This window comes from Anabaena sp. 4-3 (genome assembly GCF_001597745.1).
Taxonomy (GTDB): Bacteria; Cyanobacteriota; Cyanobacteriia; order Cyanobacteriales; family Nostocaceae; genus Trichormus.
The window spans coordinates 47,927-70,230 of sequence record NZ_LUHJ01000012.1 but is presented as its reverse complement, the minus strand read 5'-3'; the positions used below and the strand labels follow the sequence as shown (position 1 = coordinate 70,230).

At 41.9% G+C, this 22,304-nt stretch carries 13 protein-coding genes and 1 pseudogene; 10 read left to right on the top strand and 4 right to left on the bottom strand.

The window, feature by feature from the left end; translation table 11 throughout:
* Positions 1-794: 794 nt before the first annotated feature.
* The 6 genes and pseudogenes from A3775_RS01940 (at position 795) to A3775_RS01915 (ending at position 11,333) form a co-directional block, all read left to right on the top strand.
* Positions 795-2,033, top strand: a complete 1,239-nt coding sequence (locus A3775_RS01940) for a sedoheptulose 7-phosphate cyclase (protein WP_066382488.1) — start codon at positions 795-797, stop codon at positions 2,031-2,033.
* Positions 2,030-2,863: an O-methyltransferase gene (locus A3775_RS01935; RefSeq protein ID WP_066382493.1), complete on the top strand. Its 834-nt coding sequence runs from the start codon at positions 2,030-2,032 to the stop codon at positions 2,861-2,863. The genes A3775_RS01940 and A3775_RS01935 overlap by 4 nt, the downstream gene beginning before the upstream one ends.
* 3 nt (positions 2,864-2,866) lie before the next feature.
* Positions 2,867-4,252, top strand: coding sequence for an ATP-grasp domain-containing protein (locus tag A3775_RS01930; protein ID WP_066382495.1), 1,386 nt, complete (start codon positions 2,867-2,869; stop codon positions 4,250-4,252).
* 171 nt (positions 4,253-4,423) lie between these two features.
* Positions 4,424-7,075, top strand: a pseudogene (locus A3775_RS01925) (amino acid adenylation domain-containing protein); the annotation flags it as partial.
* A 361-nt stretch (positions 7,076-7,436) separates the two neighbouring features.
* Positions 7,437-8,993, top strand: a complete 1,557-nt coding sequence (locus tag A3775_RS01920; RefSeq protein WP_066423638.1) for an alkaline phosphatase — start codon at positions 7,437-7,439, stop codon at positions 8,991-8,993.
* 777 nt (positions 8,994-9,770) lie between these two features.
* On the top strand, positions 9,771-11,333 hold the full coding sequence (locus tag A3775_RS01915; protein ID WP_066423636.1) for an NAD(P)/FAD-dependent oxidoreductase: 1,563 nt from the start codon (positions 9,771-9,773) through the stop codon (positions 11,331-11,333).
* A 245-nt stretch (positions 11,334-11,578) separates the two neighbouring features.
* On the opposite strand, the gene A3775_RS01910 is transcribed toward A3775_RS01915, so the two are convergent.
* The gene (locus tag A3775_RS01910; protein ID WP_066382499.1) at positions 11,579-11,929 is read right to left on the bottom strand and encodes a hypothetical protein; all 351 of its coding nucleotides are present in this window, start codon (positions 11,927-11,929) and stop codon (positions 11,579-11,581) included.
* Positions 11,930-12,155: 226 nt separating this feature from the next.
* Between A3775_RS01910 and A3775_RS01905 the strand changes: the two genes are divergently transcribed.
* A complete protein-coding gene (locus A3775_RS01905; RefSeq protein ID WP_066382501.1) occupies positions 12,156-13,088 on the top strand; it encodes a DMT family transporter in 933 nt (310 codons plus the stop codon).
* Here the strand turns inward: A3775_RS01905 and A3775_RS01900 are convergent, their stop codons facing one another.
* Entirely contained in the window at positions 13,089-13,499 is a 411-nt protein-coding gene (locus tag A3775_RS01900) for an MgtC/SapB family protein (protein ID WP_231866919.1), read from the bottom strand. It lies immediately after the preceding gene.
* Between the two features lie 291 nt (positions 13,500-13,790).
* Here A3775_RS01900 and A3775_RS01895 point away from each other — a divergent pair, with 291 nt between their 5' ends.
* On the top strand, positions 13,791-16,094 hold the full coding sequence (locus tag A3775_RS01895) for a putative PEP-binding protein (protein WP_066382505.1): 2,304 nt from the start codon (positions 13,791-13,793) through the stop codon (positions 16,092-16,094).
* Between the two features lie 31 nt (positions 16,095-16,125).
* On the opposite strand, the gene A3775_RS01890 is transcribed toward A3775_RS01895, so the two are convergent.
* On the bottom strand, positions 16,126-17,295 hold the full coding sequence (locus tag A3775_RS01890; protein WP_066382510.1) for a hypothetical protein: 1,170 nt from the start codon (positions 17,293-17,295) through the stop codon (positions 16,126-16,128).
* Positions 17,296-17,767: 472 nt separating this feature from the next.
* On the opposite strand from A3775_RS01890, the gene A3775_RS01885 reads away from it, so the two are divergent.
* Complete coding sequence (locus A3775_RS01885; RefSeq protein WP_066382512.1) at positions 17,768-18,628, top strand: segregation/condensation protein A; 861 nt, start codon at positions 17,768-17,770, stop codon at positions 18,626-18,628.
* A 222-nt stretch (positions 18,629-18,850) separates the two neighbouring features.
* Entirely contained in the window at positions 18,851-20,017 is a 1,167-nt protein-coding gene (locus tag A3775_RS01880; RefSeq protein ID WP_066382514.1) for a sugar phosphate nucleotidyltransferase, read from the top strand.
* A gap of 156 nt (positions 20,018-20,173) precedes the next feature.
* Here A3775_RS01880 and speA read toward each other — a convergent pair whose 3' ends face one another.
* A complete protein-coding gene (speA, locus tag A3775_RS01875; protein WP_066423635.1) occupies positions 20,174-22,186 on the bottom strand; it encodes a biosynthetic arginine decarboxylase in 2,013 nt (670 codons plus the stop codon).
* Between the last annotated feature and the right edge of the window lie 118 nt (positions 22,187-22,304).

Sequence of the window (22,304 nt, the reverse complement as noted above, 5' to 3'; positions counted from 1 at the left end):
TAAGGTTCAACCAAACCAAAGACATTTTTGCTGCGCTGATAAAAGTAGAAGTGCAATATAGTTAGCACTCCACTTTGGCGTTTTTAGCAAGCAACAATTATCTCTAAATTTGCCTTTTAGACTCCTATTCTGGCTCAAGAATTCAGGAAATCTTTGCCTGGGTATTGCATGGGATTGATAGTTTTGTAGTAGTGTTGAGACGGAACATGGAAATGAATATCAAACTTACATCTAATTTATTGGGTTGGCAGTTCAATCTAAAAACTATGATGCTTATGTAAACTAAGTTTCAGCCCAAAGTTGATATTTTTTGGAAATTTTTTTCCAAAATATTGCAACTATTCCGCAAATAGTGTTATGTTTACGAATGTGAAGAAAACCTTAAGCTCCTTGAGCAAATCAGACAAATCCTGCTAACCACTGACATAATATACCCGTCTACGATCAGCCCAATAATTATTGGACTCCATCTAGTAACACTACTAAAACACGGGAGAAAGTTAATGAATGTTGCTCGTATTTGCCGAGTCTTAAAGTTTAACCAAGACTCATAGATGTTTCCCTAAATACGAAAGCCAGACGCTATACATAATAAGCGTTATCTTCTGGTGCAGCTAAGTTTTGACCACCTCAAATGCTGCCAGTTATTCCCTCTGTTTTTGAGTAAAAATCAGAGTAAATTAGGCTGCTGATTAATTGACTGAAGTCTGTATTGGTGATTTCACCATTTTTGGATTTTCCCAAGGTTTCAGGCAACGCATACAGTAATTCATTGCAGTTAAAAGGCAAAAAATATGAGCATCGTTCAAACCACCTTAGAAGCGAAAGAAACATCTTTCCATGTAGAAGGCTACGAAAAAATTGAGTACGACTTAGTTTATGTAGATGGTGTTTTTGAGATTAAGAATCCAGAACTGGCAGAAGTCTACAAAAATTTTGGGCGATGCTTGGCGATAGTCGATGCTAATGTGAGTCAGCTATACAGCACCCAAATTCAAAAATATTTCCAATATCACAATATTGATCTGACACTCTTTCCGATTACTATTAGCGAACCAAACAAGACAATTCAAACATTTGAGAAAGTAGTAGATGTCTTTGCAGACTTCAAGCTAGTTCGCAAAGAACCAGTATTAGTAGTTGGTGGTGGTTTGATTACAGATGTTGTCGGTTTTGCTTGTTCTGCATACCGCCGCAGCAGTAATTACATCCGTATTCCTACCACATTAATCGGATTAATTGATGCTAGTGTTGCCATCAAAGTCGCAGTTAACCATAAGAAGCTGAAAAACCGTTTAGGTGCTTACCATGCTTCTGGCAAAGTGTTCTTAGACTTCTCCTTCTTGGGGACTCTACCAACAGACCAAGTGCGTAACGGTATGGCGGAATTAGTCAAAATTGCCGTAGTTGCACACAAAGAAGTGTTTGAGTTGTTGGAGAAGTACGGCGAAGACTTACTACATACGCATTTCGGCAATATTGATGCTACGCCAGAAATCAAAGCAGTAGCCAACGAAGTCACCTACAAAGCGATTAAAAAGATGTTGGAGTTGGAAGTTCCCAACCTGCATGAGTTAGACCTAGACAGGGTAATTGCCTATGGACATACTTGGAGTCCGACATTAGAACTTGCGCCACGTATCCCCATGTTCCACGGTCATGCTGTGAATATTGACATGGCGTTGTCTGCAACTATGGCAGCACGTAGAGGCTATATTACTAATCAAGAGCGCGATCGCATTTTAGGATTAATGAGTCGCATCGGTCTAGCCCTCGACCATCCCCTACTAGATGCAGAATTATTATGGCGTGCAACTGAGTCTATCACACTCACCAGAGACGGTTTACTCAGAGCCGCCATGCCCAAACCCATCGGTGAATGCTTCTTCGTCAACGACCTGACAAAAGACGAGTCCGCCGCAGCTTTAGCAGAACATAAAGAACTTTGCAGCACATATCCCCGTGGTGGCGAGGGTGTAGATATGTATCCCCTCAGCAGCCAGAAAGAACTTGTAGGGAGTGCTACAGCATGACTGATATAATCACAAAACCGACAGCTAGACCTGTCACACCCTTGGGAATTTTAACCCAGAAGTTAGAAGCCATTGTTGAACAAGTCAAGCAACAGCAAAACTTACCTGCTGAATTAGTAGACCAAATTCAGCAAGCATGGGAATTAGCAGCAGGTATCGACCCTTATCTAGAAGAATGCACCACCCAAGAATCAAACGTCTTGGCTGCACTGGCGAAAACCACCGCACAAGAAGCTTGGGGTGAACACTTTACCCAAGGTGCAACAGTGCGTCCTCTAGAACAAGAGATGCTGTCTGGTCATATCGAAGGACAAACCTTAAAGATGTTTGTCTACATGACCAAAGCCAAAAAAGCCCTAGAAATTGGGATGTTCACAGGTTATTCAGCCTTAGCAATGGCGGAAGCCTTACCAGAAGATGGTAAATTAGTAGCTTGTGAAGTAGACCCTTACGCGGCTAAGGTAGCACAGACAGCTTTTAACCAATCTCCCTACGGTGCCAAGATACAGATAGAACTAGGTGCAGCTTTAGCCACCCTAGAAAAATTAGCCGCCAGTGGAGAAAGTTTTGACTTAGTATTTATCGATGCCGATAAAAAAGAGTACATTACTTACTTCCAAATGCTGCTGGACAAGAACTTGTTAGCACCGCAGGGATTTATTTGTGTAGATAACACACTCCTACAAGGAGAAGTTTATTTACCTCCTGAAAAGCGCAGTGTTAACGGCCAAGCTATTGCTGACTTTAATCGTACCGTAGCCCAAGACCCCCGTGTTGAACAGGTTTTACTCCCCCTGCGCGATGGTTTGACGATTATCCGCAGAGTGTAAACTATGACACAATCAATTTCTCTTGACTCCTCACCGGCTACACCGTCTCTAGGTTTAGAGGCGAAAATAGCCGCAATCATGCAAAATATTGGGACTTTGGCTGTGCTATTTTTAGCATTGCCCATCAATGCCAGTATTGTTTTCATATACTTGGTTTTGGGTGCTATCTTTCGTCCCCAAACCGCGACAACCAGCAACCCAAAAAATATCCTCATCAGTGGCGGAAAAATGACCAAAGCTTTGCAACTAGCCAGGTCATTTCACGCCGCAGGACATCGGGTGGTACTGCTGGAAACTCATAAATATTGGTTGACGGGACATAGATTTTCTCAAGCGGTGGATAAATTTTACACAGTTCCCGCACCGCAAAAACAACCAGAAGACTATATCAAAGCTTTAGTAGATATAGTCCAGAGAGAAAACATTGATGTATATATTCCCGTCACCAGTCCCGTCGGGAGTTATTACGACTCCCTAGCCAAACCAGAGTTATCGCGTTATTGCGAAGTATTTCATTTTGATGCAGATATCACCCAAATGCTGGATGATAAATTTGCACTAGCAGAGAAAGCGCGATCGCTTGGTTTAACAGTACCCAAATCCTTTAAAATCACCTCACCCGAACAAGTCATCAACTTCGACTTTTCCGACGAGACTCGGAAATACATCCTCAAAAGCATACCTTACGACTCAGTGCGACGTTTGGACTTAACCAAACTCCCCTGCACCACCCCCGAAGAAACAGCAGCATTCGTCAGAAGTTTACCCATAACTCCCGAAAAACCGTGGATTATGCAAGAATTCATTCCCGGAAAAGAATTCTGCACCCACAGCACAGTCAGGGATGGCGAAATAAGACTACATTGTTGCTGTGAGTCATCAGCATTTCAAGTCAACTATGAAAACGTTGACAACCCGGAAATATTGGCATGGGTGAAGCACTTTGTCAAAGAACAGAAGCTAACAGGACAAATTTCCTTTGACTTCATCCAAGCAGAAGACGGACAAGTATACGTCATCGAGTGTAACCCCCGCACACACTCAGCAATTACCACCTTCTACAACCACCCCCAAGTTGCAGAAGCTTACATTGGTAAAACACCATTCACACAAACCTTACAACCATTACCAACCAGCAAACCAACCTATTGGACTTATCACGAAGTTTGGCGTTTGACTGGTATTCGTTCCTTCACCCAGCTAAAGAAATGGTTAGCGAACATTTGGCGGGGAACTGATGCGATTTTACAGTTAAATGACCCGCTACCGTTCTTAATGGTACATCATTGGCAAATTCCTCTGTTGTTATTGAACAACCTCCGTCAACTCAAAGGTTGGACGCGGATAGATTTCAACATCGGTAAGTTGGTGGAATTGGGAGGAGATTAAGAGGTTTTATGGCACGCAGAGACGCAGAGGCGCGGAGGAGAACTTAAAACCCTATTTTTTAAGGACTCCTCAAAATCTTCCCTCTTACTCTCTGCGTCTCTGCGCCTCTGCGTGAGTAAATTCTTCCACTTCCACAACGCCATTAACTAACATTATTCTTCATATTGAAAAATGCAAACTACACTAATAAATCCCCACGGTATAGAAAGAAATTACGACCTTTCTCAAGGCTTACATAACTTATTTACAGCACAGGTAAAACGCACCCCTAACGCCATCGCTGTAACTTTTGAACAGCAACAATTAACCTATCAAGAACTAAATGCTAGAGCTAACCAACTAGCGCATTATTTACAAACACTCGGAGTCAAACCAGAGACATTAGTTGGTGTTTGTGTAGAACGTTCTGTAGAAATGGTTGTGTGTTTATTGGGAATTCTGAAAGCTGGCGGTGCTTATGTACCAATTGACCCAGAATATCCCCAAGAACGCATCGCTTATATGTTAGAAGATTCTCAGGTCAATGTATTATTAACTCAGGAAAAGTTACTGAGTCAAATTCCCCAGCATCAAGCTGATACTATTTGTGTAGATGCAGAATGGGAGAAGATTTCTACACAACCAAATACTAATTTGGACAGTGGCGTAACACCAGATAATTTGGCTTATGTGATTTACACATCTGGTTCTACTGGTAAACCTAAAGGTGCAATGAATACCCATAAGGGTATATGTAATCGCTTACTGTGGATGCAGGAAACTTATCAGATAAATTCTACAGATAGTATCTTACAAAAAACCCCTTTTAGTTTTGATGTCTCGGTTTGGGAATTCTTCTGGACTTTATTAACAGGCGCACGGTTAGTAATTGCTAAACCTGGTGGACATCGAGATAGTAATTATTTAATTAATTTAATTATTCAAGAACAAATTACGACTTTGCATTTTGTCCCCTCCATGCTGCAAATATTTCTAGCTAGTCGTGGTGTGGAAAAATGCACTTCTCTCAAGCGAGTTATTTGTAGTGGTGAAGCTTTACCTGTAGATTTACAAAATAGATTCTTCGAGTATTTTGACTGCGAATTACATAACCTTTATGGCCCTACAGAAGCAGCTATTGATGTTACTTTTTGGCAATGTCAAAAAGATAGTAATTTAACAACAGTACCAATTGGTTGTCCCATTGCTAATACCCAAATTTATATCCTTGATGCTAATTTACAACCTGTTGATGTGGGTGAAATCGGTGAAATTTACATCGGTGGTGTAGGTGTGGCGCGTGGTTACTGGAATCGTCCAGAATTAACACAAGAAAAATTTATTTCTAATCCTTTTAAAAATTCCAAATCAGCCTCGGAACGGCTTTATAAAACTGGTGATTTAGCCCGTTATTTACCTGATGGTAATATTGAATATGTTGGCAGAGTAGACTATCAAGTAAAAATCCGAGGCTATAGAATTGAAATTGGCGAGATTGAAAATGTTCTCTGCTTACATCCACAAGTGCGAGAAGCTGTGATTTTGGCGCGTGCTGATCACAATGAAGAAAAACAACTTGTGGCTTATATTACCTATAATTCAGAAAAACCAACAATCAATAATTTGCGTGATTTTCTGAAAACAAAACTACCTGATTTTATGATTCCAGCCGCTTTTGTGATGCTGGAAGCTTTACCTTTAACTCCTAGTGGAAAAGTAGACCGTAAAGTTTTACCACAACCGAATATTTCTCATTTCATTGAAACTAATGAATTTGTCGCTCCTCGGAATGCAGTAGAAGCAGAATTAGTTAAAATTTGGTCAGACATTTTAAGCATACCACAAATCGGAGTTAAAGATAACTTTTTCTCGTTAGGTGGTAATTCCCTGAAAGCCTTGCATTTAATCTCGAAAATTGAAGAACATTTTCACAAAGAAATACCTCTGGCGACACTGTTAAAAAATCCAGTCATTAGGGATTTAGCGGCAGCAATTGATGATAATAATCTGATTCATAACTCGCCTTTAGTACCAATTCAACCACAAGGCGATCAACAGCCTTTCTTTTGTATTCATCCTGCTGGTGGTCATGTTTTATGCTATTTTAAATTAGCCCATTACCTCGGTAATGAACACCCGTTTTATGGCTTACAGGCGCAAGGTTTTTATGGGGAAGAAGAACCCTTAACCAAAGTCGAAGATATGGCTAGCCTCTATGTCAAAACCATCCGGGAATTTCAACCTCAAGGCCCTTATCAACTCGGTGGTTGGTCATTTGGGGGAGTGGTTGCTTATGAGGTCGCACAACAGCTAAAACGCCAAGGACAAGAAGTATCTTTGCTGGCAATACTTGATTCTTACGTACCCATTTTATTAGATAAACAAAAACCAATTGATGATGTTTATTTAGTGGGTGTACTTTCGAGAGTATTCGGAGGAATGTTTGGACTAGATAATCTAGTCACGCCCGCAGAAATCGCACATTTAAGTTTAGAAGAAAAAATCAATTACATTATTGATAAAGCCAGAAAAGCGAAAATCTTTCCTCCTGGCGTGGAACGTCAAAATAATCGTCGGATTTTAGATGTATTAGTCGGAACTTTAAAAGCCACCTATTCTTATCAGCGACAGCCATATCCTGGGAAAGTCACCGTTTTTCGAGCCAGAGAAAAACATATCATGGCACCCGATCCGACTTTAGTTTGGGTAGAATTATTTTCTGTAATGGCGGCTGAAGAAATCAATATTATTGATGTTCCCGGAAATCATTATACGTTTGTATTAGAACCCCATGTCCAGGTTTTAGCTCAAAGTTTAAAAACGTGCCTTCATCGGAGAGAGTAGGGTAGAAAAATTAAGATTTCTCGCAGATTCATCCGCGTACCCTACGGGTAGGCTTACGCCATCGTAAGAGAAGCAAGCTATATCTGCGTGCATCTGCGTTTACTCACATCTTGCACCAATAAAAATTGATGTAATTTTATTACTCAGTAAAAAAATGAAAGCCTTGATTTATCGACAAAAGCCTATAAAAGTAAGGTATCTTTATCGCGCATCTTTTTACTTTACCTGGGGTTGTACGTAGAGGTGCAAGAAATGAGTTTAAATATTTTTCCTGAACTGTAGACTTAACATCTTCTTAATCCTGCTAAGATTCTGGTTTGATAGCTTACATAAAAGCTGTTAAATCTTAGTAGGGGTAAGTATGCAATATAATGGCGATCGCCTACTCAATCGGCGTAACTTTCTACTCGGTGCAGGACTATTCACAGGCTTAGTCATCGCTAGCAAAACCTGGCCTGTAATAGCTCAACCTATATTTTCTAACTACCCATTTCAGCTTGGTGTCGCCTCTGGTGATCCTCTCCCCGATGGTATAGTATTATGGACTCGCCTCGCACCCGAACCCCTGAATGGTGGCGGAATGCAACCCGTAAATGTCCCCGTAGAGTGGCAAATTGCGCGGGACGAAAAAATGACTCAGGTTGTCCAAAAAGGCACAGTTTTAGCCACCCCGGAACTCGCCCACTCTATACACGTTGATGTCCGGGGACTAGAGCCTAACCGTTGGTACTGGTATCAATTTAAAGTAGGTAATGAAGTTAGCCCCATAGGACGCACTCGTACAGCACCCGCACCGAATAATTCTATTCAACAGCTAAATTTTGCTTTTGCTTCCTGTCAAGATTGGCAAAACGGCTTTTACACAGCTTATAAACATCTGGCTGAAGAAGACCTAGATTTAATTGTACATCTCGGTGATTATATTTACGAATACGGGGCTAACTCTGATACGCCACGCCAGCACATTGGCGAGGAAATTATTACCTTAAATGACTACCGCAACCGCTACGCTTTGTATAAAACCGACGTAAATTTACAAGCGGTTCATGCTAAATTCCCGTGGATAGTCACTTGGGATGACCATGAAGTAGAAAACAATTACGCCAACTATATCCCCGAAAATAATCAAAGTCGAGAAGCATTTATCACGCGCCGAGTCAACGCTTATCAAGCATATTATGAGAATATGCCGTTGCGTTTATCATCCCTACCGAATAAATCTAGTATGCTGCTATATCGGCGGTTGACTTTCGGGGACTTAGCAGAGTTTAATGTTCTAGATACTCGCCAGTACCGTACAGATCAACCTTGTAATGACGGACTCAAACCCCGGTGTGATGCAGCTTTAGATTCCCAGGCGACGATGACAGGCGCAAAACAGGAACGTTGGCTACTTCAGGGACTCGACAAATCACAAGCACGCTGGAATATAATTGCTCAACAAACCATGCTAGCTCAGTTTGATTTTGACCCCCGTTCTGAGGTACAATTTTTTAATTTGGATCAATGGGATGGTTATGTAGCATCTCGCGATCGCCTGTTAAACTTTCTCGAACAACGCAAGCCTTCTAACCCAGTGGTGATTACTGGAGATATCCATTCCAGTTGGGTAAATGATTTAAAAGCCGATTTTAATAATCCCCAGTCTGCAACAGTCGGTACTGAGTTTATCTGTACTTCCATTTCCTCTGACTTTCCCACCCGGTTTATTGAATCAACCCAAGCCGCACTCAGCAATAATCCCCACACAAAATTTTTTAATGGTAATTATCGGGGTTATGTCCGTTGTAAATTGACTAGAGATAATTGGCAAAGTGATTATCGGGTTGTTTCTACGATTACAGAAAAGGATGCTACTATCAGTACCCTCGCTTCTTTTGTGGTGGAAAACGGACAACCAGGTGCAAAAGCCGCTTGAGAATAAATTTTAGCATTTGACACCACAAAAGCTAAGGGGTCTAGTTGCTTTCAAGCAGACCCCTCATTGCTGTTCTTCTGTTTGGTGCAATTTGTCCTCCATCACGCACTTTCGTTTACAGGTCTTGCAATCTTTACCTAAACCTCCCATAGTCGCCTCTTCTTCAGATCCTGGTTTGGCTTGACTCTTAGGCTATGTCTGTGACTAAGGGTGTTGCCACTTATTGCTATGTCAGAGGTTCTTTGCAATTCCACTTATATATTAGCATAATTTTCTGTCTGTCAACCTACATTTTGGGAAATTCAGCTATTAGAAATAAAAGATTTTTCCTCAGTTATCAACCTCATCCATCTTTTAGATGAGCTTTGTTAAAAAACTCTAACTTTTGGCACAATATTTTTAAAATAAATAATTTTAATGTTCCAAAATTAAGATATTAGATAGAATAGATAATATCATTTACAAAGTAAATTGCTAATCATCGTATTAGCCAGCCAGTATCTACCAGTTAAGAAAATTCTTGGCTCAGTATTTATCTAGTTTGAAATACTCAAAATAACAGCATATTAGCTGATTGGTGCTACCCCATTGTCATCGTCAATGATGAACCCAGAATAAATACTTAAGTCTCTGGCTGGAGGTTTTCCATTTTTGAATATATATGAGGCAAAATCTGCAAACCTGGACACAGATTTGCTGATTTTTTTTAGCATTTACCAAAAAATCAAAAAACATTAATTAAATCAAAAGCAATCAAGATTACCAGAGGAGAGGAAAATGGAAATCTTTGATTATGTTATTTTAGGAGCGGGTTTAGGTGGATTAGCAACTGCTGCTTGTTTAACCAAGCAAGGATATAACGTAGCAGTTTTAGAAAAGCATTATTTACCGGGTGGTTGCTGCCATACTTTTGACTATGGCGAATACAGTTTTTGTGCTGATGTACATTATATTTCTCAATGCGGTGCTAATCAGACGATAGGGCAGTTTCTTAATTATATTGGTCGGGATGTCGCCTTTCATAGCCTTGATTCAGACTGCATAGATCGGGTCATTACCCCAGAGGTAGATTTTAGAATACCTTTAGGTTGGGAAAATCTGCGTTATCGCTTGCTGTCTACATTTCCTGAAGAAGCTAATGCTATTAACCGCTACTGTGACGAAATTAAGCAACTACACCAAGAAATTCGTAGCCTAGGTAAAGATTTGCGTTGGTATAACCAAAAATGGTCTGATTGGTTAAAGTTGCCTAAATATTTTCATCTATTTCGCAGGCGAAACTGGACTCTACAAGATTTATATAATCATGTGGGATTATCACCAAAATTACAAGCAATTCTAGCCGGGCAGAGTGGCGACTATGCTCTACCACCCCAAGAAATCGCCTTAATTACCCACACTTCTTTAGTTTGGGATTATTCCGAAGGCGCATATTATCCCAAATATCACTTTAAGGACTTTGTTAATACCATTGTTGATGCTATCACCACAGGTGGTGGTGTAATTGCCTATGCAACAACTGTTAATCATATTCAAGTCAGCAACGGTAGCATTCATAGTGTACTTGCTGATGGTAAAACCTATCGTGCTACTAAGGCTTATATCAGTGACCTTGACCCTAAATTAACTGTAGAATTAATGCACGATGGAGAAGCCATCAGTTACAAAGAATCTCGGCGGTTAACTAGCTATGAATACTCAGCGAGTGCTTTTAATATTTACTTGGGTTTAGATAGTCGGTTTGAGCCGCAACGTTACGGTATTGGTAACTGGAATCTTTGGTATTATCCGACTGGGAACTTAAACAGAGAATATCAACGACAATTGCAAGGTGATTTTAGCAAACCGTGGATTTTTCTGTCTTGTCCGACAATGAAATCTCATGAACCGGGTGTAGCTCCCCAGGGACATCATATCTTAGAAATTGCTACTGTTTGTCCTTATGAACCTTTTGCACAGCTACACAAAACTGACTCTAAAGCTTACAAAGCTAAAAAGCGGGAATTTTACCAGCAAATTATGAACTCTGTCAGAGATTTAATTCCTGATTTAGATAACTACATCCGCATGAAAGTGCTGGGTACACCCACCACGAGTGAGTTTTATTTGGGACAACCACAAGGTAATATTTACGGTGCAAAATTAGTACCGTCGCAAGTGGGGTTAAATCGCATCGGGTATATTACAGAATTACCTAACTTGTTTTTAGTTGGTGCCAGTGCTGGTTATCCCAGTGTGCCGGGTGTGATTGGCAATGGTATGGATGTTGTAGAATTGTTGACTGGGGAATCAATACGGTGTAAAGTTTTTCCGACTCAGCCGTTGGTTGCGGCTGGATGATTATGTTAAGTGATGAAGTAGAATAAGTTAATCATCGGTGGGCATTGCCAATCACATAATATGAAATGTTTGAGCAAATTGCCAGCAATGCCCACCCTACAAACTCATACCATTTCTCTATGAAGTTGCATCAAATCAATGATGTAGAGACATTGCATGCAACGTCTCTAAATTTGTAGGAGAGAGGTTTGGAGAGGGGTTTTTAGTATTCTTAATCACTTGTCAAACATTCTTTGAGAAATTTCTCAAAAATTCCTCCCTAATAAAGATTCAAATTCCGCTTGTAACGCTGTGATTTCGGCTAGTCTAGCTACGAGAATATTATCTTTCCCGGCATCGTTTAACCGCGCTTTCCAATAACGAATACTGTCGGCGTTATTCATCCAAAACTGCACTACAGTATCTATGACTTGCTCGGTATTCCAACCCCATTTTATCGGCAAGGGTTCTACAGTTTCTAATAATGCGTCGAGGGTGCATTTATGGGTGGCTAAATATTCTATAGCTTGCGGCTGGGGTTTATTCGAGGTTTGCTGTTGATGCGTAAAAAATTGCCAAACTGGAGACACGCCCACAATGTCAAAAGTGTATTTCATTCCATTGCTCCTCATGGTGAGTTAGTTCTATGGAACAGCCTAATTTTCTGGTTTTATTGCTTGTCAAAATTGCCTAAACATGACCTGGGAAAACTAAAACTATTACCTATTAATTAGGCGTTCAAGATTTTTGTGAAATTAGCACTTGCTAGCGGAGAGTGCTAATTTTTTATGTAGTTGTTTGATGTATTATTAAAGAGTTTCAGGCATAAATTTAGGGAAGGATTTGATTTTTAATAATTCTTTAACTTTTCTACTTAGTAATACTCAGGGTGAATTAGCGGCTTTATTGGCGGCTGGTTTGTGGGCGATCGCTTCCACGGTGTATGCTATTGTCGGGCGACACATTCCGCCATTACAGCTAAATCTGCTCAAGGGAATAGTAGCGATCGCCTTGTTGATTTTGACTATCCTATTCACTAGAGAAACCTTACCGATTTCTGCCCCCATGCCGATTTTGCTGTTGTGTTTGAGTGGGGTTATCGGTATTAGTTGGGGGGATACAGCGTTTTTACGGGCGATTAATTACTTAGGGGCGCGGCGGGTTTTACTGCTTGGTACTCTTTCCCCAGCTATGACTGCGATCGCTGCTAATCTTGTTTTACAAGAACAACTCAACATCAGGGCTTGGTGTGGGATTTTACTGACAATTTTAGGTGTCGCTTGGGTAGTCACAGAACGAGTTCCCAACACCAGCAATCATTCCCCCACGCACCTGTGGACAGGTGTAGGTTTTGGTGTCTTAGCCGCAATTACAAACGCCATCGCCACCGTTATCTCTCGCGTCGCCTTTACTATGGGTACTATTACCCCTTTGTGGGCTGCTTTGTTACGGTTAAGTGCGGCTGAGGTAGTGCTTTTAGCCTGGATTTGGTTTCCTCACCGTCAGCCAGCCGAATTTTCGCCTAACTCCTGGCAATCATCGCGTGTATTTTTAGCAACCTGTTTTGCATCTTTTTGCGGAACATACTTAGGAATTTGGTTGCAACAGACAGCAATTAAATTGACGGCGGCGGGGATTGCGGCGACATTGTTACAGACTAGCCCATTATTTGCCATTCCCATCGCTGTATGTATGGGAGAAAAAGTCAGTTGGCGAGCGATCGCCGGTGTAATAATAGCGATTATCGGGATTGGATTCTTGTTTTACCTGAAATAACTAACTTTCAAACCGTTTAAATATGTTGAGGATAATAAAAGTTAGCACAGCACCAATCAACCCCAATTGCCATAAACCACACCCAGCAGCAATTCCCAAGGCGGCTGACACCCAAATAGCGGCGGCTGATGTCAACCCCCGAACTTCCAGACGTGGTGGTGGGCTTTGTTCCAAATTAGGAGATTGCCCCGAAGATTGACGGACAATTTCACCAGCACCCAGAAATCCTATACCAGTTGCAATCCCCTGAATTAACCGGCTGAGAACTTCAGGGTGGGATTGGAATGTAGTGATTTGGAGAGGAATCAGAGTAAATAAAGCCGAACCCAAACTTACCAACAAATGTGTTCTGAAACCTGCTGGTTTGTGGCTAAATTCACGTTCTATACCAATAATTGCGCCAATTAGCACAGCTAGGGCCAGTCTAAATATGATATCCCAATAATTCAACAATTTTATATTGTCAACAAAGAATAATCTACTTTAAAGGAAAGTATTGCTAAAATTTCCCACAGACTAGAATTGAAGTTTGGTGTGATTGTCAATATTTTAATCAAAAATTGTTGACTTGTGTGGGTAATGACACTAAAGAAAACTAATTGCACAGTCAACATATTCTGTTTTAGGGAATCAGACCGGAAAATTTAGCGGAAACCGGATATCTGTAGCGTAAAATAATAACTGAGCAATTAAAAAAATTGAGTGGATAGACTCTACTGGCTTGACCAAATTAAACTGCTAGACCGCACCAAAGTAGGTGACAAAGCATTTTACTTGAGCAAAATCAAACAGCGTGGCTACCCGGTTGTTCCTGGTTTTGTGATTACAGAGGAATTTTTGCGACTATTTTTAGCAACTCTCAATAATTCAGATTCATTAGTCGCGCATTTAACTGATTCTTCCTTACACTTGGATGTAGGAAACTGGCGACAACTTCAGCAGGTGGCTGTGCGGTTGCGTCGAGAAATTATCAATGCACCTGTACCTACCCAGTGGGTGAGTAAAATTGTGACGGCGGCGCAAGAATGGCAAGCTAGTCATTTAATTTTCCGTCCAACTTTAGCAATACCAAAGCTGAGGAATACCTCTGGATTATTAGAATCAATTTTCTGCCATTGTGACGAAGAAGCGATCGCCACAACTTTAAAACAAGTTTGGAGTCAACTGTTTCGTGCCAGAAGCTTGTTTTATTGGCAACGCATGGGAATTAATCTGCAACAAGTTAACTTAGCCATTTTAGTGCAACCTGTAGAGAATGCGATCGCCAGTGGCTCACTTGAGGTTAACACTAACGGATGGAAAATAGAAGCAACTTACGGATTAGGAATTGCCCTGGCTCAAGGTGAAGTGCTACCAGATACATACCAGATTGAACAGGAAACAGGTACGGTTTTGGCAAGGCATCTAGGCAATAAAATGTTGGCTTATCGGCTGAACCATGATACACCTGAAGATTCTCGCCCAACTATACTGACAATAAATCACACTGGACTGAGTGCGTACTTACTAGAGGAAGCCCAGCAACAACAATATGCCTTATCAGAAGCATCTCTACAAGAATTGATGAGTTTAGGGCATCAACTTATCAGTGAACTAGGTAGACACTTTACCATTGAGTGGACAATTGCCGAGCAAAATTGTCTACCCCATCTCTACATCACCCAAGTCAACACTCCCCAATTAGGCATTCCCAACTTACACTTGATTCAAGGCATCGGAGTCACCACAGGTAGGGTAACAGCCACAGCGCACGTAGTCGTCAATACGCAGTCACAACCAGAACAACTACCCAAAGGAGTAATTTTAGTCATACCACAGTTAAAACCTGATTGGTTGCCCCTACTGCAACAAGTCGCCGGTATCGTGACAACACAAGGCGGATTAACTAGCCATGCAGCGATTTTGGCGAGAGAATTAGGTATTCCAGCAGTGGTTAACGCCACAGATGCTACACTTTTGATTCAAAATGGTGAACGGTTACTGATAGATGGCGATCGCGGTGAAATTTATCGCATGAGAGCAGAAGAAGCGAATCAAGGGGACACACAACACCTGAATGCACCTCATCTGAGCTTGTCACCGCCAACTGTTGTTGCTTCTCACTCCCCAATGATTGCTACCCAACTGTTAGTTAATCTTAGTCAAACCAGTTTAATTGAGCAAGTACAAAAATTACCTGTGGATGGGGTGGGATTATTACGTTCAGAACTGATGCTGATTCCGCTACTCAAAGGACAACATCCTCGGCTTTGGCTGTTAGATGGACGACACACAGAATTGTTAGACAAATTATCCGAGCAGATTATACAGTTTGCTCGTGCCTTTGCCCCCAAACCAATTTTTTATCGCTCCTTAGATTGGCGATCGCATGAGTTATCTGCCCACAACTCACAATCATCACTCAAATCAATTTTAGGCGATCGCGGTACCTTCAGCTACATTCAGAATTCTGACATTTTTGATTTAGAATTAACAGCCCTGGCTAATGTTCACAAGGCTGGCTACACTAATCTTCACCTGTTATTGCCCTTTGTTCGCAGCGTCCCAGAATTTACCTTTTGTCGGCAAAAAGTCGAACAAATCGGACTCACCCAAGTGCCTCAGTTTCAACTGTGGATGATGGCAGAAGTTCCCAGTGTCTTGTTTTTATTGCCAGAATATGTTAAAGCAGGTGTGGCTGGGATTTCCATCGGTACAAACGACCTCACACAACTACTTTTAGGAGTAGATCGTGAACAACCACAATTAACAAGGCTACTCAATGAACAGCATCCGGCAGTGATGGCTGCCATTTCCCAACTGATTCAGATGGCTCAAACTGCGGGTATCCCTTGTTGCATCTGTGGACAAGCCCCAGCGATTTATCCAGAAATCATTGATCAACTGGTAAAATGGGGGGTTAGTGCCATTTCTGTCGAACCAGAAGCCGTAGAACGAACATATCAGGCGATCGCGCGTGCTGAACAGCGTTTATTATTAGCCGCAGCCCGCCAAACCCTGCGGTAAATTCAAAATTCATACCACACCTGCCAAAAAATCAATATCGGAAAATTGCGGCAATTGGTTGATTATCAGGCATTTGTTCAGGATTAACCGTGTAAACTTGCCCACCGTTCAACAAGGTATAAACAGCAGCAAAATTTAACATATCTTCATCATTTGGTTCAGGCTGGGAGTGTAAATCCACATTCAGAGTATCGGGATCAAACTTACCCCAAACTTGCTGCTGGAGAGACACCAACAAAGTGTCAACCTTTTGGTAATAAGCGGCGGGGACAATTTCTTTGATATCATCAGAAGCTTGAGCAGTATCTTCTGGGGCGAGTTGTTGATAAAGGGCGATCGCTGCCTGTTGTTGTTCATCCAACCGAGGAGATACAATTGACCAAGCCTGCTCATGTAATTCCTCCGGCTTAATAACTTCCTGATTACCAGTAATACCCGCTTCCAGCAAATAAGGATATGTATTCGCCTCCCGATAAATCGGATGGAGATATTCAACTCCCGCCACAATTAGAGGCGCGTGTTCATCCCGCAGTTTTTCATGTACTGCTTGATCAACGGCATAGCAAAACTGTAGAATATCTGCTTGATGCTTATCTCTATCAGGGCTTCCCTGTCCATGAAATGTCCCTGGTTGCTGAAAAGGATTAGCAGTTCCGCCTCTAGATGTAGCAATGCGGTGCTGTACCCCTTTTTGCAGTTCTTCCTCTAGAAGAGCTTGCTGTAAATTCTTGGGCATATTTGCCACTTCCACCTCGTGGATGTCATAGCTGCTGGCGGCAAAAAAGCGGACATCCTTTTGACTGAGAGCCAGAATATAAAATTTGCGATCGCGATTAAGTAAATGCAGCAAAGGTTTAAGATGAAACTGATTCCCCACAACTACCAATTCTGACAACACAGTTGGCAAACAATAATAACGGAATACCTGGGGAGAAATAAAGATTGCCAAGCCCTTATCTTGGTGTTCCCAGAAATCATTCTGATCTAATGCCCTAGCTGCTTGCAGAAAGTTGATCGCCTCAGTATGGCGCATCCCTATGGCATCTAACCGTTCTTCAGCCTCACGCATTAAATTTTTAAAGCGAATTGGGTTTTGACGAATCTCAGGCCCGGCTTTTTGCATCGGCATATACAGAGAAACACAAGGCGACTGAGGATTGGTGACTAAAGTTTTTAATTCATCAATAGATAGTAGAGTCATATTATTAAATGCCTATCCTCGGTAATTAAAGTTACGTCACATCTTGCCCCAGTTATTTGATAGCAATTTTCCTAGGGTGGGCAATGCCCTGAATGCCCTCAAGCCCTAATATTTACATTGTCGGCATTACTCACCAGACAATGATTGAGAATGGTGCCAGATATCAATTAAAGGAGCTAGTCTTATTGCAAAGCTTCCAACTAAAAAATACATCTTTCTTTTGATAAGAAATTAGCCCATATACACACCATTCTTCAGAAAGAGAAATTACCCACCTGTTCCCACTCAGTCTTTTTGTTGCTCCCAAAAACTTTGATCGTCAATGTTTCCCAGTGAGAAAAATGTTTAATATAGAAAATTCACTTAAACAAATGTATAAAAATATAATGCTATAATTAGAAACAAACTCACAACCTAATCGAGCTTGTATTTGTCTACCTTTATTTGAAAATTGGCACAATCGGAAATCAGAATGGATGCTTCCGAGCTATTAGAAACAATCACAAATTTAATTGAGCAAGCCCAACAAGGAGAAATAGACCCTTGGGATGTGCAAGTAATTGAGGTGATTGACAATTATTTAGAACTCATGACACCAAAGACAACAGCCAGAGGCTACGAAGCTGATTTGTCTCAATCTGGACAAGCATTTTTATCAGCATCAATGTTAGTTTTATACAAAGCTAATACTTTGATGCAATTGTCAACAGCAACAGATGAACTAGAAGATGTCATAGATGATACTTTAATCGCCAGTGAAAACGGATTATTACAACAAGGTCATCGTTTACAGTTAGAGCGATATTTGCGCCGTCGCCCTGCCGCCATGCCCCCACCAAAACGCCGTGTAACTCTACAAGAGTTAATCGAGCAACTACAAATCATGGCGAACCAGCTAAAACAGGTGGAGAAAGTCAGTAAACCTGTTCGTATGAAGCGTCAGCCCAGTATCAAAACCATGCGTGAGGCACTGGAGTTAGCACACCAGGAAAATTTGACGGAAGTAGCTGGTGAACTAGAACAGGTATTACATTGTGCCGCCAGAGAATTACTTTTAGCCCAAAATTATCTCAATTTAGAACAACTTGTACAATTGTGGACGCAGACAAAGCAAGCTCATCAAAACACCTCTCATCATGAATCAGAAAACGGTCACATAGTCAGCGTTTTTTGGGCTTTACTGCTGCTATCGGCTCAATCCAAAGTCGAATTATTTCAAGAAGATTTTTACCAAGATATCAAAATTCGCTTAATTACAGATGAGAATAACACCGACCCAACTAGCTTGCTCTCAACCCAAGAGATTAAAGAAATTCCACCAAAAGCAAGATAAAATATTCGGGGAATTTACAGGCTTGTATTTCAGTCCCAGCCAAAATCCGATTAAATTAAAAAGATGACTGATGGCTTGTCATTATCTGTACCTCTTGGTTGCAATAATCGGTAGATTCCTGTTATTCCTGTTGTCAGGGATAACTTAGAGCAGAAATAAAAACTGATGATTAAGTATCACTCATTGAAAGTAAACTGGCTTGTGGTTGAGGAATAAACTTTTATGAAAGCGATGATTCTCGCAGCAGGTAAAGGTACTCGTGTCCGTCCGATTACGTATACGATTCCCAAACCGATGATTCCCATCCTGCAAAAGCCAGTGATGGAATTTTTACTAGAACTTTTACGTCAACATGGTTTTGACCAAATTATGGTCAACGTCAGCCATTTGGCTGAGGAAATTGAAAACTATTTCCGTGATGGTCAACGGTTTGGCGTACAGATTGGCTATTCCTTTGAAGGAAAAATTGACGATGACGGTAAACTCGTAGGGGAAGCAATTGGATCAGCCGGCGGTATGCGCCGCATCCAAGACTTCTCACCGTTTTTTGATGACACCTTTGTAGTTTTGTGCGGTGATGCTTTAATTGACCTAGATTTGACGGCAGCCGTCAAGTGGCATAAATCCAAGGGTTCAATTGCTACCATCATTTCTAAAACTGTACCCTTAGAAGAAGTTTCTAGTTACGGTGTCGTCGTCACCGAAGAAGATGGTCGTGTCAAAGCTTTCCAAGAAAAACCCTCAGTAGAAGAAGCCCTTAGCACTAACATCAACACAGGGATTTATATTTTTGAACCAGAGGTATTTAAATACATCCCCTCTGGCGTGGAATATGACATTGGTAGTCAATTATTCCCCAAATTAGTAGAAATTGGTGCGCCCTTCTACGCCATTCCGATGGACTTTGAATGGGTTGATATTGGTAAAGTCCCAGACTACTGGCGTGCCATTCGCGGTGTGTTGTTGGGTGAAATCAAAAATGTCCAGATTCCTGGTCACGAAGTAGCACCAGGTATCTACACTGGTTTAAATGTGGCTGTCAATTGGGACAAAGTGGATATTACAGGCCCTGTTTACATTGGTGGCATGACCAGAATAGAAGACGGTGCGAAAATCGTCGGCCCGGCGATGATTGGCCCTAACTGCTGGATATGCAGTGGCGCGACGGTTGATAACAGCGTCATCTTTGAATGGTCACGTTTAGGCCCTGGTGTGAGACTGGTGGATAAGTTGGTGTTTGGACGTTACTGTGTCGATAAAACCGGCGCAGCTATTGATGTGCAAGCAGCGTCTTTAGACTGGTTGATTACCGACGCAAGACAAGCACCACCAGAAACTACCCCAGTGGAACGACAAGCTATTGAGGAATTACTGGGAACAAATGGTTAGAGTCTAGAGAATCAGCAGGGGGGGCAGGGGAGATGAGGGAGCGGAGGAAGCGGAGGGAGCGGAGGGAGCGGAGGAGCAGAGGAGAATTTATTCTTAATACCCAGTCCCCAATCCCCAGTCCCCAGTCCCCAATCCCCAGTCCCCAATCCCTAGTCCCTAGCTATTGAGATATGTGTATCTTCTGAGACTATGTTCATAGGTTTGCAGTAGTCGCTGAGATTCAGCTAGAGTAATACGCCTTTCTTCTAAGGCTTTCTCACAGCGTTGGCGGATGTTTTCCACCATATCCTCAGAATCGTACTGCACGTAGCTGACTACTTCGCTCATGGTGTCGCCTTTGACTACGTGTTCAATTTGGTAGCCTTTGGGGGTTAACTGGATGTGAACGGCGTTGGTGTCGCCAAATAGGTTATGTAAATTGCCCATGATTTCCTGGTAAGCACCATTGAGGAACATTCCCAGGTAGTAGGGTTCTCCTGCTTGGAAGGGGTGCAATTCTAAAACAGATTTGACATCCCGCAGGTCAATAAAGCGGTCGATTTTGCCATCGCTGTCACAGGTTAAGTCTGCTAAAATTCCGCGTTGTGTCGGTTCTTGGTCTAGGCGATGGATGGGCATAATCGGGAACAGCTGATCAATCGCCCAACAATCTGGTGCTGATTGAAACACTGATAAATTGACGTAGTAGATGGAAGCCATGATTTTTTCTAGGTCTTCCAGTTCGTCAGGTACGTAATCTTGATGACGTATGATGTTAAGAATTTTCTGACAACAAGCCCAGTACAGCCGTTCGGCTTTGGCTCGTTCTCTCAGACGCAAAATTCCCAAATTAAAGCGGCTGATGGCTTCTTCTTTGAATTGGGTTGCGTCGTGGTAAAACTCTTGATAGTTTTCTGGGTTGATGGATTGGTAGGTTTCCCACAGGTACTTAATAACTGGGGATTCGCCTTCTTGTGGCGGTTCGGGGGTATCGAGGGGGACATCACTGGTACTGAGAACATCAAAAATCAGCACCGATTGATGGGAAGCGATCGCCCGACCACTTTCACTAATCAGGGTAGGTACGGGTATTTGCCGTTCTGCACAGGTATCTTTTAACTCGGCTACAATATCGTTAGCATAGTTCTGCATATTGTAGTTTTTCGAGGCGTAGAAGTTGGTTTGAGAACCGTCATAATCTACACCCAAGCCCCCGCCTACATCCAGGTATTTCATGTCTGCACCTTGGGCTGCTAATTCCACATAAATGCGGCTTGCCTCTTGAATGGCATCTTTAATCACATTAATGGCGGAAATTTGCGAACCAATATGGAAGTGCAACAACTGTAAAGAACTGAGTAAATCAGCGTCGCGCAATTTGTCAACTGCTTGGATGATTTCGGGAATTGTCAAGCCAAACTTGGCGCGATCGCCTGTAGATGTTCCCCAGCGTCCCATACCTTGGGTGCTTAATTTAGCGCGGACACCCAAAATCGGTCTAATTCCCAATTGATGACTAGCAGCAATTACCAAATCGACTTCTTCTACCTGTTCTAAGACGATAATTGGTGTTTGTCCGAGTTTTTGGGCTAACATTGCTGTTTCGATGTATTCCTGGTCTTTGTAGCCGTTGCAAACGAGCAATGCGCCTGGGGTGTCCAATAAAGCTAAGGCAATCATTAATTCTGGTTTAGAACCGGCTTCTAAACCAAACTGATGGGGCTTGCCAAACTTCACCAAATCTTCAATCAAATGCCGTTGCTGATTGCACTTGACAGGAAACACACCACGATATACACCAGGATAATTATAACGGGCGATCGCTTTGGCAAAACAAGCATTTAACCGTTCAATCCGGTCTTCGAGAATATCCGAAAACCGAATCAGTAGCGGTAGCCCCAAATTACGCTGTTTCAAAGCATTGACTAACTCAAACAAATCCAGAGAACCGCCGCGATCGCCTTTGGGAGAAACAGTCACATGACCAGCCGCATTGATCGAAAAGTAAGGTTGCCCCCAACCTTCAATCCGGTATAAAGCTTCGCTATCCTCAATTTTCCAAGTCCGAGAGACATCTCCTGTACTTGGTGCTAGCAGCCTTTTCGGTTTGTGACCTTTTCCTTCTAACTTATTGCTGTTAGACGGTACTTTTACCACCTCTTCTGATGTAGCAGTTGACTCAACACCCATGTCTGACCTCTGTGTTTCACCCACGAATAAACAATTTAACGCATTAATTGGGCAACGTATCGTAAAACTTCGCTGAATCTATAGACAAATATATGCACTCAGAGATAACTTCTGAGAT